Annotated in this window: 11 protein-coding genes; all 11 read right to left on the reverse strand. The window is 38.2% G+C overall.

Annotation, left to right across the window (positions count from 1 at the left end; translation table 11 throughout):
* Nucleotides 1–36 precede the first annotated feature (36 nt).
* The 11 genes from OPS28_RS07055 to OPS28_RS07105 all read right to left on the reverse strand — a co-directional run bounded on the left by OPS28_RS07055 (nt 37) and on the right by OPS28_RS07105 (nt 15,313).
* Nucleotides 37–699, reverse strand: coding sequence for an amino acid adenylation (locus OPS28_RS07055; protein WP_265608752.1), 663 nt, complete (start codon nt 697–699; stop codon nt 37–39).
* Nucleotides 700–701: 2 nt separating this feature from the next.
* Entirely contained in the window at nt 702–2,474 is a 1,773-nt protein-coding gene (locus OPS28_RS07060) for an ATP-binding protein (RefSeq protein ID WP_265608753.1), read from the reverse strand.
* Nucleotides 2,475–3,608 (reverse strand): hypothetical protein, encoded by a 1,134-nt coding sequence (locus OPS28_RS07065; protein ID WP_265608754.1) that lies wholly within the window; start codon nt 3,606–3,608, stop codon nt 2,475–2,477.
* A gap of 36 nt (nt 3,609–3,644) precedes the next feature.
* A complete protein-coding gene (locus OPS28_RS07070; RefSeq protein ID WP_265608755.1) occupies nt 3,645–4,892 on the reverse strand; it encodes a restriction endonuclease subunit S in 1,248 nt (415 codons plus the stop codon).
* Complete coding sequence (locus tag OPS28_RS07075; RefSeq protein WP_265608756.1) at nt 4,892–6,481, reverse strand: type I restriction-modification system subunit M; 1,590 nt, start codon at nt 6,479–6,481, stop codon at nt 4,892–4,894. Before OPS28_RS07075 ends, OPS28_RS07070 begins: the two co-directional genes overlap by 1 nt.
* Before the next feature lie 79 nt (nt 6,482–6,560).
* Nucleotides 6,561–10,013, reverse strand: a complete 3,453-nt coding sequence (locus tag OPS28_RS07080) for a DEAD/DEAH box helicase family protein (RefSeq protein WP_265608757.1) — start codon at nt 10,011–10,013, stop codon at nt 6,561–6,563.
* A 51-nt stretch (nt 10,014–10,064) separates the two neighbouring features.
* Nucleotides 10,065–11,528 carry a sigma-54 interaction domain-containing protein gene (locus OPS28_RS07085; RefSeq protein ID WP_265608758.1) on the reverse strand — a complete coding sequence of 488 codons (1,464 nt, stop codon included), beginning with the start codon at nt 11,526–11,528 and terminating at the stop codon, nt 10,065–10,067.
* Nucleotides 11,529–11,663: 135 nt separating this feature from the next.
* Complete coding sequence (locus tag OPS28_RS07090) at nt 11,664–11,966, reverse strand: hypothetical protein (RefSeq protein ID WP_265608759.1); 303 nt, start codon at nt 11,964–11,966, stop codon at nt 11,664–11,666.
* Between the two features lie 64 nt (nt 11,967–12,030).
* Nucleotides 12,031–12,369, reverse strand: a complete 339-nt coding sequence (locus OPS28_RS07095; protein ID WP_265608760.1) for a hypothetical protein — start codon at nt 12,367–12,369, stop codon at nt 12,031–12,033.
* A 258-nt stretch (nt 12,370–12,627) separates the two neighbouring features.
* The gene (locus tag OPS28_RS07100; RefSeq protein ID WP_265608761.1) at nt 12,628–14,910 is read right to left on the reverse strand and encodes a hypothetical protein; all 2,283 of its coding nucleotides are present in this window, start codon (nt 14,908–14,910) and stop codon (nt 12,628–12,630) included.
* 247 nt (nt 14,911–15,157) lie between these two features.
* Complete coding sequence (locus tag OPS28_RS07105; protein WP_237114932.1) at nt 15,158–15,313, reverse strand: hypothetical protein; 156 nt, start codon at nt 15,311–15,313, stop codon at nt 15,158–15,160.
* Nucleotides 15,314–15,526 lie beyond the last annotated feature (213 nt).

Consider the following 15,526-nt stretch of genomic DNA (forward strand, 5'->3'; position numbering starts at 1 on the left):
CTATCAAGATATAACATTTAATACATATATGTAATTTTATTTATTTCTATAATCTTCAAAACTAACCACATTTGTTTCAGCACCATCACCTAAAACCAAAGTGCGGCAATAAGCCAAGAGCTTTTCCACCGGGATCACTTTCTCTTTACGCTTAGTTTCTTTATTTGTTATCCGTTTTAACGAAGTGTTTAGGTAAATTGCTAGTTCAGTTGCTTGCTGAGCCGATAACTCAGAGGCACCTTGCTCCCTTAAAATTTGTTCAACCCACAGTCCGGCATCGCTGATATGCCCATTTATACTTAAATCAGTGTTTTTGACCCACTTAACATTAAATGTTAAGTCTGATAACTCACTCAATAACATGACTATTTCACTTCTAGGGATAAGTTGATAGCTTTCCAATGTTTCCGCCAACATTGCCTGCCACTCCATAATGAGTAACTTTGTTAACTCATCAAGAGTTAAACGTGCTGTAACAGGTATAAAGAAAATGAAACGACTGTTGGCTTCACAAGCAATGATGGTCTTTTCATAGGACTTATATTGGTTATCAATAATATGAGCTTGCCAGCACATTGTTGTGCTATCTGACTTCAATGTATTAACACCAGCTTGTTTACCTTGACGCGTAGGCAATCTCGGTAACTCGGCTTTTAGCCATTTGTTTAAACTGTTAGTTGAAGCAAGCTGGAGCTTCATTGCTAATCACTCCACAGCGAATGCAGGTCAACATCACCACTATCTGGTTGGGATTCTTTTTCTAAAGGCTTAAATTGCACGACCATTGGAATATCAAATGATGTCCCTGTTATTACCGCACAGCCTTTTGATAAATTGGGGATCATCGAGCGAGACAATGAATCAAGTGTACTAATAGTGTTATCCAGCAACATTAAGTCTCTGTCATTGACAAGTCGATGAATAAAGAAATTATGAATTTGCGACATTATCGTTGGTGATATATCTGCTGGGCGCTGACTAGATAGAGTCAAATAAAAGCCAAATTTACGGCCTTCTTTAATTATCTCTTCAAATAATTCAAGTCTGTAATCTTTCCAGCTTTCACTTTCACGATTTGATTGCATTGATAAGATATTGTGAGCTTCGTCAATAATCATGTGAAATGTATGGCTTGGAGGACTGTCGTTAATAACCTCATCCTTATGACTTCCGTAGTAATATTTAGCCAACAAGAGAGGTATTACTTTTTTAATTTCCTGATTAGATTTTCGAAGCGAAACCACGGTTAAAAGCTTATTTACTGGGTTCTCACCTATTTGAAATACTCTTTCTAAAGACTTTAGCGAAGCTTCAACTCTTTTCAATAATGGTTGAATATGATCAAATTGCACGTAGCCGCTAACAAGATCTGATAATAGTTGAATATTTACTCTTAAACGAAGCTCTTCAAACTGACTTATATGCCCTATAGTAATAGCTTCTACTTCTGCATCAAAAAACTGTAGATAAGTGCCATCATCATCACCACCATTAAGGGTATTTTGTGATGTTAAATAGTAAAAATTACTATTTTTGCTATGCCAACTTAATTGTAAAACTAAGTCTCTCAACCCATCAGCACCAACAATGTCCGCAATTTCTCTTACTAGCTCGGCGAACTCTTTTTTTGGTGATGTACTTTTTAATGCTCTAGCAATTGTCTTTTTAGCATAGTTATCAAGACTGTCAGGGGTATCTCTAAATCGTTCTCGACCAGAAACCACTCGCTTCAAGAAAGGTTTCTGTGTGTTTTCTGTAGCTTTGAATAAAATACCAAATACTTCTTCATCCCAAAAAACAGATTCACTTAGCGGAAACTTACTATCGCCGCCACCTCTAGTATCCAAGTCATAAACTTGTTTAAAATCTCGATCATTTATAAGTTGCTTGCCTGTGTACTCACCATTGAAATCAACAACAACAAAGTGACTTTTGCCATTCAGTGACTGTAATTTATTGGTAAATAAGGTGGTATATAAATTTGTAAGTGTATTAGATTTACCACTGCCAGTGTTACCAAACACACCTATGTGCGTGTTAAACAAGCTTGCCCAAGGAAGAGAAACTGGTAGCTCTTCTTTTAAAATTTCACCAATAACAAAACTATCATCAGCTTCTCCGTATATTTGCCTGACTTGCTGTTCATTCATCAAGTAAGCAACATCACGGATCATCGGTAAGTGCTTAATTCCCTCATAAAACTCACTTTGGTCATAATAGCCAATTGGTTTTAGCTCAACCTTCCTTACGTAACTTTTTCCGTCTTCTTGCTCAAACCTTTCATCTAAATATTCGCCTTGAACCAAAGCAACAATATCTTTGAAGCCACGTTTAATGAGAATATGCTCTTGTATTGATACTCCTTTAAACTTCTCGCCTTGATAAAATAGCGTTTCTTTATTGGATTCCTCATACAATTCAACAAGAATATTTACGCCTTTAACGGCGATAACCTCTCCAATGGCAATGCTCATTTACTCATCACCTTTTTTGAGGGTAAATACTCGTTTATTAAAGCGGGTAAAAGTTAAATCATCGTCAATCGCGATAAATTTAACGTTTGAATAGCCCTTAAATTTCTTCTTCATTTCTTGTTTTTCATCGTCGTTATAACAAGAAACAAAGACTGTCAGGCTAGGGTTGGATAGTGAGCGTTGAACTAAATGTAAAATATGCTCATCGGCAAACGAAAAACCAAAGGTGATCAAAACAGTATTAGGCCGCTCTAATTCAAAACTCAAGTGCCTTAAAATTTGGTAATAAGCTTCTTCAAAAACGGTTTCGTGAAACTTCCATTTGGTAGGGTTAACAATAGGAATATCGTTGTACTCATCCCAAAAACCTTCTACGTTTAATTTATCCCAGTCTTCAAATTCATCCTCACCATATTCGATGAGATCAGCTAGGCTTTTCGTATCATCTTTAACTAGCTTTTCAAACTCAGCAATCAATCGAGTTTGATCTTCGTCGAATGAAATTGCATAGTCTGATTCTTGATAGTTTACCGTAATCCCCTCGTTTATTTTTTTCCAATACACAGAGCCATGAGGGTGAAGTATATTTATTTGAGGAATGCATTCGGCATGATTATCAAATATGCCCTTTTGAACAACACGATTATTAAAATTTTTAGTGTGAAATCTACGAGTTTGAAACCCTGCACTACCATCATTAACAACACAACTAACTTCCTGTTTCGAAATTAATGAATCAGATGCTACTTCAAGACAGTTATCATAATTAGTAGTGTAAACATTACACTTCTTATCATTTGGTCCTTGTTTTTCTAGAACGCTTACCAGCGTCTGCAAAAACACTTTATACTGACCTAAAACCTGTGAACGATTTCTGCTGCGTGGATTACGCTTTTTAGGCAGCCCCGGTTCTATACAGCTTTTGTAATAGTACATAAACAACAAAGCATATAGGTGCTTATTATCGTTGTCTTTCCCCAGCTCTTTAGCTAATGTTTCAAATGTATACGCTTTCCCATCTGCATCTTTGATTGCCAATGCTAAGGTAGGTAAAAAACCAAATGATGCTCCAGCGCCGAACAGAAAATTTAGATTCTGCTCATAAACATCGTACAAATTAAACTTATCTGACATATCAACGTCCTTGTTATTCTAGTTTTTTAGTAAGAGCTATAATTCACCAGCAAAGGCTTTTTGGCTAATAGAATTAAATTTAGCTCTAATTAAGTCCGATGAATTATCAGTATTAGTCTTTAACTTATTTATCTTTTCAACAACATCAATAAACTGACGTTGCAACTCAATCGGTGGAAGTATTATTGGTATATCTCTTACAGCATCTTTAGTGATAGTTTTAGTGACAGCACCCTGAACCCTCTTTTCCAGCTCTCTTGCACCTGCGTTAGTTTTTAGCTGGTAATAGACAAACTCATTCAAGCAATGCTCGTTGCATCGAATCATAAATTGATTCATTGCTAGCGATACAGGGCGATGTAAATAAGGCATTAGATAAACTGCTCCTGCACTGCCTATTTTATTAATTACTAATTCACCGCCATAGACTTTAGTTTTAGATAAATGTTCGTAAGCATGTTGATCGATATACTTAACATTATCAGTGTAATTTTTCTTCTCTAAATCAGTAGTTCTCACCATGTAAGCATAATTTGGCTCATCTAAAAGTGTTACATTTTCATTAAGCGATTTATAGCTACCATTAGCATGATAATCCGTTAACACATCTATGACTGTACCAAACTTTTTAACTTCCCACCCCTTCGGATTCGTAACAGGATCGCCGAACATATCAAGGAAGACGCTGCGGAGGAAGTCGTCGGCGAGGTCAATGGCTTGTTGGCGTTTACGGCGCACGCTGTCGGCTTTATCTAAAATCGCAGCAATACGTTTTTGTTCGTCGAGTGGTGGTAGTGGCATATTCATTAGTTTAATATGACTAGGACCAAAATTGAGCTGAGCGGATCCGGTGATCAATTTTTGAAGTTGTTTTTTAAAAAAGTTCGTTTCCAAAAACCGACGAAAATAATCTAGATATAGAACTTGAGCATCTAAGGCTTTAAAGCGCATAGTACTAGTGTTCATACATAGCGGTAAGTGCTCTGCTTTTGCATACGCTATTTTTCCATTAAACTTTTCTACGACCACTCCAGAGCAAGCAATAAGCAAATCACCTTCATCAACTAAAAAATGATTATATTTACCTTCAGCTTCATCTGAAGAAATATGTCTATCTGTTGTTCCTAAATTTAGAATTCCATTATTAATGTTGCCACCATTAAGCAACTTTACTCCAACATCTTTATATTGATGCTTTCTAACACCGGGACCTTCTTGAAAAAAAACTACGTCCGCAATTGGTACTACTTTCCAATAAGATGGAAACTCTTTTGCATCAAGCATTAGATCATTCCTTCAAGTTCTTTTAAGTCAGCCAAGATTTCAGTTTCCAGTGACACTAACTTGCCTAAGATTTCTTTTGGTGGATCGTATTGTTCTTCTTCGTAAACCACTTCTTTATAACGGTTGATGGAAAGATCATATTTGTTTGAAGTAATGTCTTCTTTGCTTACCCAAAAATGCTTTTTGCTGTCTGTAATAACACGGTCGTTTGCTTCGGTTTCAGCTACAGCTTTATCACGGGCTTTGAACTGGGCAACCAAATCAGGAAGATCGTTATCTTTAATCGGTGTGCGTTTATCGTCTAGCGAGAAACCATCCGCTTGTACGTCATAAAACCAAACATGGTCAGTGGTGCCGCCTTTTGTAAAGATCAAAATTGCCGTTGAAACACCCGCATACGGTTTAAATACACCACTTGGCAGCGAAATGACGGCTTCAAGCTGGTTATTATCTACCAGTAATTGTCGCAACTGCTGGTGCGCTTTGGATGATCCAAACAATACACCGTCAGGTACGATAGTGGCTGAGCGACCACCTATTCGTAACATACGTTCAATTAAGGCAACAAAAAGCAGCTCTGTTTTTTTGGTTTTTACTTTGCGTAAAATTTCTGGGCAAACGTCTTCTTCATCCAATGAGCCTTTGAAAGGCGGATTTGCCAGAAGTATATCCATACCGGACTTTGCTTCATTTGGGAACTTCTCTAAGAAAGATTGGCTTAAGGTATCTTGGTAATGAATATCCGGCTGTTTAATGCCGTGCATCACTAGGTTCATAGCCGCAACACGAAGCATGGTGGCATCAAAATCAAAGCCGTGGAACATATCGGTATCGATATGCTTGCGGTCTTCAGGGTCAATCAAGTCACCTGAATACAAAACGTTTTCAAGTTGTTTACCGTCACTGTCTAATAGTGGTTTGCCTTCTTCGTCAAAAAGAGGTTCGCGCTCAATAGCTTCTGGCGAAGTGTATTTCTCAAGTAGATACTCGTAAGACACAGATAAGAAACCACCTGTGCCCGTTGATGGGTCACAAATACGGCTGTTTTTATCTGGGTCCATAATTTCCACCATTGCACGAATAATGTGGCGTGGCGTTCTAAATTGACCGTTAATGCCTGCGGTAGTTAGCTTGCTTAATAGATACTCGTATAAGTCACCTTTTGTATCGGCATTATCTAATGGCAAGTCGTTCACCATTTCCACTGCTTTGACCAATAGCGATTGCTTTTGGATCATCAATTGCGCGTCTTTCATAAACTCAGCGAATAATGAGCCTTCGTTGTCTTGGTTCGAGCTTGCAGCGAAGAATGGAAACAACTCATCTTTTACTGCTTTATAAAGCTCTTCTGCGCCCAAATGACGCAGGTTTTGCCAACGTAAATGCTGCTGTTCGTCATTAAAGCGGCGACTAAACGGCTTCTTGTTTCTGGCGAAAAGCCTTTCGTCTTTTTGTTCGTTCATATCAAGCATTCGGGCGTACATTAAAAAGGTAATTTGCTCGATTACCGTTAGCGGGTTGGTAATACCGCCCGTCCAAAATTCTTCCCAAAGTTTGTCTATTTTGCTTTTAAGCTGACCTGTGATCATATATCTAATCTTCCTATTATCGGGCTTTTAATCTGACTATAAAAAAATAAAGCCCGTACTACTGTTAAATTTGCTTATATTAATAAAGAACTTTATCTACTGATGTGGCTTTATGCCCAAGCTCCACATCAAACTGTTTTATAAACTGCTCTATCACATCGGCTTGCGCTTCACTAAACACGCCATCCAAGCCCATGTCATGCACTTGGGTAAATGGCGCATCATAAAGTTGCTCAATTTTGATAACGCCATATCGCACTAGGTGATTTTTTAATAAACCAATAAAACGCTGTTGTTTAGCATTCATATGGGTATGAGTTTGCTGTACGAATTTAGTAAAGCTTTGCTCGATTGCCTCTTTATCCATGCCCACAATGGTACGTAGAATTTTATCTAAGCTTGCCGTTGAATCTGGGTAAAACTCTTTTAAAGTATTTAAATCAACATTCGGGTTTTGAATGTGAACCAAGGCATTCAAGCGAGCAATGTCATCTTCTGAAACCGGATTACCTGCACGGATCTTTTGTAACACGCTATCGGTTTCAAATAGTGGCGCTAAGGTTTTCTCCACCTCTTGGCGGAAGATTTGATAGTCAATCGACACTATTTTGGTTGGGCGCTCTGTAACCTGATAGTCAGCTTCATTTTCTCTAATGTCTAAGATGACTTCTTGAGAAGGCGGTTGAATACCTTTTTCTCTTAGGTGGATAACACTACGCAACGCTTTACGACTAGTTTCCAGTGTTTCAAAACCGTCTATTGATGCTGTTAGGTTCTGCCAGTATTGCTCTTTTTGAATATCTGCAATAAAACTTGCCTTAGCACGCACCTCATTTAAGTGCATTTGTAGTTTTTCAATCTTCACCATTAACGCTTGTCTAGCTAAGTCGATTTGGCTTGGATCGGTGTATAGCAAGGTTTGGATAATGGCGATTTCATTATCAAATTTATACGCTTCTGACTGACCCATAATGTTGCGCCATTGCATCAACGGTGCAATATGCTCATAGAGACTTGCTTTAGTTTCTGGCGCAAACTGGTTGAGGTACTTTTCGTCTTTGCACGCTTCAACTACTTGCCAATTGTCACGCACCGCTATGGTATTCATATCAAGCGAACACACATCTTGATGAATGAGTTTTATAACTTCATCAAACGCTGCAACATCGGCTTTTTTAAGTGAGGTTTCAGCCAATAACAAGCGTGATTCAAATAACTTTTGAGTTAACGATTTTGACTGTTTAACGTCCTCTTCTTCTGGGTCCATATCGAAGTATTCGAAGTTTTCCCAATGATCGAAAATCAAGAAGTGGGTTTTGTCTTTGCCTACACCATAAAGATCTTTGCACAAGCGCGTGCCACGCCCAATCATTTGCCAAAACTTCACTTTCGATTTAATTGGCTTGGCAAATACAAGGTTGACACATTCGGGTACATCAATACCTGTGTCGAGCATATCCACCGAGACGGCTATGCGAATGCTGTTTTCTTCAGTCGATTTAAAATCATCAATTAGCTCTTCAGCACGTTCATATTTAGAGTGAATAACGCGGCAAAAGTTATTACCCAACTGCGGATACATTTCTGCAAATAGGTTAGCCATAAGTTCTGCGTGAGCAATATTCCGCGCAAAGACAATTGTTTTACCCGGTAATTGACCATCAACATCACGTAAACCTTTTTCCATCAGGTTACGCAGAATCACTCGGTTGGTATCTTTGTTTTTTACCGCTTCATCGATTTGTTTGGCGTCGAAGTCTAACTCGTTAGGGTCAATGCCTTGCTCCTCAAGTTGAGCAATTTGTTCGTCGGTTAGATTGTCCTTGCTAATGCCTTCGCGCAGGAATTTAGTGGTAAAGCTTACGATTTTGTAGGGTACTAAGTTACCGTCTTCTATCGCTTGTTCTAGCGGGTAATTCGCCGTTGGCATTTTAAAGTCACAACCAAATAACTGACAGGTTGAACGAGATACCATTTCAACTGGAGTTGCGGTTAAGCCAACTTCTAGTGCATCAAAATACTTAAAGATGTCGCCATAAATGTTGTAAATTGAGCGATGTGACTCATCGGCGACAATCAAATCAAAATAACCTACGTCGTACTTTTGGAAAATGCGCATCATGCCCGGATAGGTAGCGATGAATACACGAGCGCTATCAGCGGCTTCTTTTTTACTTTTACCAACCACATAAAGCGGCTCTTTGGTAAATTCGTTAAAGGCATTACCCGCTTGCTTACGTAACTCTTTACGGTCACATAGGAATAAAACGCGCTTTGCCCAACCTGCATCCAACAGACGTTTCGCTAGTGCGATAGATACTCGCGTTTTTCCCGTCCCCGTTGCTTGTACGATAAGAGATTTGCGATGTTTGTTGGTGAAACGCTCACAGACACGCGATATGGTTTCCATTTGGTACATACGACCAGCCACATCGGTATCGATAGGTGTTTGGTTGAGATCTTTTTTCAACGTTCGTTGCTTAATAAGGTATTGCAACGAGTCTTTTGAGTAATACCCGTAAAGCTTGCGGCTGTTATAGCCTTGCGCATCGTCTAAAATACGAATGTCGTAGCCATTTGAATAGAATATTACAGGGCGTTGACCATATTCCTTTTCTAGCGCATCAGCATAGATTTTTGCTTGCTCGCGGCCTTTCTCAACTGATTCACGAGTACGCTTTGCTTCAATAACCGCCAATGGCTTACCATCATCATCCCACAGAACGTAATCAGCTCTTCCGTTTCCACTATTCGTTGGCTGATGTGGCAAATCTACTTCTTTGCCCACTTCATCGGTGCTAGATTCGTCCAGTGAAACATTCCAGCCCGCTGCCCGTAAATCCATATCAATAATACGGGCGCGAGTTTCAGCCTCGTCAAACTTAAAGCTTGATGTGATTTTCTTATTCAGTGATTGCACTTGGCTGACTTTTTCAGAGTCAATTGCTTGTTTAAGCTTGGATGCTTCAATTTGTGCAAGTTTTTGCGCTTTTTCAGAAGCTGCCAGCTCTTCTAGTGCTTTCTTTAATCGCGCTTCATTTTCAGCTAGCTGTTTTTCAAGTTGCTTGTTCTTCTTAACAAACTCTGCCCCAGATTGGTCCGTTGGTTTTATTTGCTCAGGAACAGCAAACTCAGGACAATCTTCTTGCTGGCCTCCCGCATAAGCCATAAAGAGGTAACTAGCGACAAAGTAACTTTCTTTTAATATCCAGATAGCTTGCTGTTGATCGACTTTGCCTTCATGCGCAGCTTGGTTACCGCTTTTACGGATCGCATGAAGTTTATCTGTTATTAAACTAGGTACGACACTTGTGAAGTCGTCTGAGGTTAACTTGTCATAGATGTTAGAATTGGGGAATACAGGTAGGCGAAGCTCCTTGTACAAATAGCCAACCACTTTTTCAGCAAAACAGCGTAGTTTTACTAAAGCACTTTGTGGGTCACTTATTACATAGTCTTCTGCAAATGCAGCAAGCTTATGTAACTCAGGCCATTTGGTTTGGATGTGTTCAAAATTCATTGATTGCTTCATTCCTGATTATTCCTTGTGTCCTATATCGCAAGCGCAATGCCAAATTCGAAATTATTGTTCTTTTTCATTGTGAATCCCCAATCGCTTCATCCAATTTGTTAGCGTTTGATGGTCTTTTAAGCCCAACATTTGGGTAGCGTGTTTCTTAACATTACCGCTTGCTTTCAATGCTGCTTCAACATGCTTTTTTTGATAATTTTCAGTCAGTTGAACTATATCTACTTTGTCGTTAAAAGACAGCCTAACATCATTACTTTGCTCACCAAATCTTCTATTTATGATCGCGTCAGACAGTTCCTTTTCACCTACCAATTTTGCATCTGTCCAGAGAAAAGCCCTGTTCAATGTGCTCCATAATTCACGAATATTGCCTAGCCATGACTGCGATAAAATAAATTTAATTCCATTTTCGGAAACTTTTTTACTTATATAGTCTGGGTGTTTGGCCCCCGACGCATTAATTTGTTCTGTTAGTTGTTCAACTATGACTGGAATATCTTCAAGTCGATCTCTAAGTGGTGGCATATTGATAATGCCCACTGCTAATCGATAAAAAAGATCTTCTCTAAAAGTTCCTTGCTCAATTAATTTGGTTAAATCCTGATGAGTTGCAGCAATAACACGAACATCTACGTTTATGGTTTGAGTGTCACCTAATCTGGTAACTTCACCTTGTTGTAAAGCTCTCAGAAGCTTGACTTGTATATCCGGCTTTAATTCACCCACTTCATCTAAAAATAAAGTGCCACCGTTAGCTTGCTCAAATAGACCTGCATAATCTTTATCTGCACCAGTAAACGCCCCTTTTTTATGACCAAACAATGTTGAATCCACTAGGTTTTCAGCAAGCGCACCACAGTTTACAACTCTAATAGGCTTATTTGATCTAAGGCTCCCTTTGTGGATAGCATTTGCCATTAGCTCTTTACCAGTACCTGTTTCACCTAAGATAAGTGCAGGCACTTCAGACGAAGATATTCTTTTAGCTTTTTCAATCACTTCAGTCATTTTTTGTGACTTGGCAGTTAATTCTGAAAACGCCTTTTGTACCTTAGGTAATGAGGTCGCTGTATGAGCAATGTTCTTTGAAGCAGACTTTACGTATTCTTTACCGAAATCCAGTGGTATTTCGACTTCTTCAATAACGTTTTTCGGGGACGATTGTACAAAACGTGTATTGGACTTTCCCTTTCCATGAAGCACAGAAAGAGTTGTCATTGCAGGTGTACCAGAAGTTAGGTTAATTGAGAGAATGTCAGACTCTTCAGATAACTTTGTGATCCACTTTTCTGTTTCGATTGAAATAGATTGGTAGTCAATTGGACTTTGGATTTGCGCTAAGTGGATTTTAATATCTTCAGATGGTCGGCTTATCATCGCCATCCGCTTTTTCAGAAAGCGCTCAAACGAATCCCACTTAGCTTCATCTTTGTTGGAAAGAATGACTATTTTATCAAATGGAACTTCGGATTTTGTCGCAAGTGAAACAATAGCAGCATTCTGCTCCTGTTCCATGTTTTCAATATCGCGATTACCAAGCCACGTAAAAAGTGTATGCACTGTCCAATTGCTTATTTTTATTCATTTGTAAATCATCTTACATGAAATAAAAATTTTTACCTAGCCGATAATCCCTTAATTTAAACTCGTTTAACTCACACTTAACAGGTGTTTTGTCCATTCGGCTCTTTTTGAGCGATTACAGTTGTAAAGGTCTTCTAAACATTTGAAATACTCACTGAACACTTTCTTGTTTTTATACCAAATATCAATCATATAGCTTCTATCTCCCGGCAACGACTCTACCCCAGAAAAAGGCGGCGTATAAACAATCAAAAAATCTCCTCTTTCCATTGTTTGAGCATACCCCGGCATGTTTTCAACGACTAAGTTCTCACCATACAACTCAATTAGCTCAATAGCTTTTAACCCTAAATCTCGCACCTTTATCATATAAAGCACTCTCTATTTGTTTCAAAAACTTACGGTAAGAAATATGTCATCCCTGAACTAATATCTAGTTTTCTATACGGCGTAATATAGACAATGGAATTATGCTGGCTTCGGCCTTGTTTAGTTGCTTTTCAAACATGATTTTGACTTTCAACTCAGTTAGCAGAGTCATAATTTCATGAATATATCTGCTAGAAATCGCTTCATTAGGGATAATTACTGTATCAACTTGATTTACCGTCAGCACTTTACTCAACTTATCGACTAATTTTCCAAGAGGTAAAAAGTCAGGATCAACACACTGAGCGGACAAGTTAACTTGTAATTGCTTGTTGGTAAGAACGTCTTTACTAAATTGTTTGATACTTGAGAATGATTGAGTCTTCAATTTCAATGTTTTCATTTTATTCACCTATTAGTTTTATCACTTTAAAAGTAATATAAGTGAAAATCTCAAAAATCAAGTAAAAACCCCAACTAACTCGTTGTTTTTTATTGGAATTTAATAAACATTAAAATAATTATATATTTTGATATTTATTAAATCTCAATATTACTAACCCATTAATTTTAATGATTAATCTCATAGTAACGAAACAGTTAAACTTGGCAGCTTTTTAGGAAAACAGCGGTTTTAAGCCATTTTTTAGTAATAACAAAGTCAATGGGAATTACTTACCCCAGAGTTTTCAGGGAAAAAATGTTCAATCTCTTTTAGTGCAGCTAATACATTAGTGCTGCCAAAATACTCTGCTATACGCCAGCAATCGACACTCTGTTTCGTGTTTTTGCAGAAGTAAGTTTTTCGTGGGTCGCCGCCATTGCTAAGCATTTTGTTGAACAAACCAACTTCATCCAGTTCTGCCGCCAGCATCAGTGGGGTATAACCTGTGACAGGAGCAATGTGTTCAGCATTAACATTTGCACCAGCTTCAATTAACTGACTCGCAATCAATCTCATATTTACAATGTCAATTCTCTCGTCTAGCTTCTCGGACATTAAGTTAGTTAACGAGCGTGATATTTGTCGAAACCTTGGATCTGAGTTTTGAGCTAACAGAAACTGTAGCTGATCTTCCAGAGTGAAACCCGTCATGCCTGAGTTCGCCCTTCTAATCGAATCTAACACTTCAGGAGTTAACTGCATTTGAAGAACACTGTCCCAATAACGCTTTGGGTCCTTAGCTATACCAATCATCTTTATACAGGCATTCAATGCGGTTTGATTGTCAGTTAAACCTCTATTATTAACGTTTGCCCCCATAGCTAAAACTTTATCAACAATATCAGGTCTACCAGATTGAACCGCCGATATAAGAGGCTGTAGACGCTTTTTGTCAGTACAACGGTTCATAGTTTCTTTACTGTGAGGATATTCTGATAGTAGATAAAATAGAGTGTCGTCTAAAGACCTTAATGGCACCTCCCTTAAGTTTAATGTCTCTAAAGCCATTAAAATTGCGGTATCTCCAGAGCTGCTAGTCAGATTAACATCGGCACCTTGCTTTAAAAGCTTTTCAACTACTTCAGTTTTTTCCAACTCAGTAAACCAAACTAATTGAGGATATATTTTCTTCCAAATTTCTCCTATTTTCAGCTTTCTATTCGGGTGTCGATAATCTGGTTTTATCTCATCAATATCTGTAACAACATTAATTCCAATTTTAGCCGCAATTTCTGGAGTATTCGCTTCGGGAAACATTCCGGCTTTGGGGAAAACTTTATAAAACGAAGATCTCCAGATTTGTACTTCCCAATCTTCAATGATGTCAGAAAATTTATTCGATGATTCGCAACTTTGAACTGAAGGAATATCATAGTTGAACATCAGCAATGCGTTCTTTAAGTGTTTTAAAAAGACTTTATCCGGCTTTTCTTGGCTTGCCGCGACAACTATTGCCTCTTCAATTATATACTTTTGATTAATACCAGCTCTGTATAAACACTCATCAAACCCAAACTTATAAAGCGCATTAGCTTCTTCAAGCTGACCATTCAAGCTATACATCCTAGCTTTGTGCCACTGTAGCCAATATGCAAAGTGAGATTTATGCTCTTTGGGAGATAGTTGTTGCTCAAGTTTATCTATTGCGGCTTTAAAATATTCAAATTGCCCTTCGTTTTTAACAATAGTTCGCTTCAACCCCTGTTGAATTTCTCCGACCAATGGCAGCAAATAACTAATCCTATCCTTATAGGCTTGTTGATGTGATTGAATTAGTTGACTAAATTCATAGGTAGGCTTTGCTCCCCACGACAACAATCGGCACTCATCTATCAACAAAGAGCTGCCTTCTTCCTTAACTGTACGATCAATAATTGACGCAATAAAAAGTAGTACTCTCACTTTTTGCCAGTCAATATGTTCAGGCCAAGGACCTTGTGACCATGATTGTAGGAAGACTAATGATTGAATGTCAGGTTTATGTTCACCATCCTTCCAAGCTTTAACTTTTGCTTTGTTTTCTTTTTCCAGAGAATTGTAATAGTGTGTCCAGCCTCCCTCATTTTCTTCTAACCAAGCAAGTATTTGTGATGTACAGGTTTCTTGAAATGAAAAGAAGGCTACGCTTAATGGCTTTTTGCTTGAAACTAATCCCAACGCACTATCGATTGTATTTACGACGTGTTTGCTTAGTAACGTCTTACAAAGAGCTATTCCTATTTCTGTTCGAGATAGTCCGTCAGCGTAAATATTTGATACATGAGTCATGTATTCCGTTAAATATGCATGAAACCCTTGTTTGAGTATTGCACCAATATCATTACCAAATGTTTTTGATAAGTAATCGAAAACCTCCTTGGAAAATTCATTTATCAAACGATAATCAGCGGTTTTATCTTTGGCTTTATCATCAAGATATTTATTACCAGCTTTTACACCTAAAACCTTGGCAAATGTTCTCAAAGTCTCTATATGAGTTGGATACGGAAAATCAGACATAGTTGCGCTCCCTGCAAATAATGGTTCTAATGTCGTTGGAAAAATTTTTAAATGCTCTTCTATCACTTGGTGATGAAGGTACTGTTATTTTCTTTCCATTTGGGGTTATCAAAGCCCCATGCTTTTTTCTATTAATAAATCGCCAGCCTATTTTACACATTCTGGTAACTAATTTATTGATATCTTTATCGCTACTGTATTTTTTCATAAACAAATAGAGGGCGTCTAACACGCCCTCGCTTCCTTCTTATTTACCACCTTTTGCTGGCGCATTCCCGCGACCACCACCAGACTTACCGCCTGTTGTACTGGGCCAGTTGCCACCCGGTCCCGGATGTGAAGAAGGACCACGACCATTACCAGAGCTTTGATTTGAGTTATTTGATACTGTTACTAATGACATTGTTAATCACCTTATGTTTTCCGTCCGACATTGGACGGTCTCAACTTTAACTAACAACTCAGATGTTCGCGGTAATCCATGTGGCGGAAAAATTTCATTTTTTACAACTCAAACAAAAACAATTAGTTATACACTTTTGGGGTTAAGTAATATAAAAACTCAGGATTACCTCCACGATTTCGCCAAAGTTTTAAATTTTGTTCAGCTATCATT

Source organism: Alteromonas sp. ASW11-130 (assembly GCF_026183735.1).
Lineage (GTDB): Bacteria > Pseudomonadota > Gammaproteobacteria > Enterobacterales > Alteromonadaceae > Alteromonas.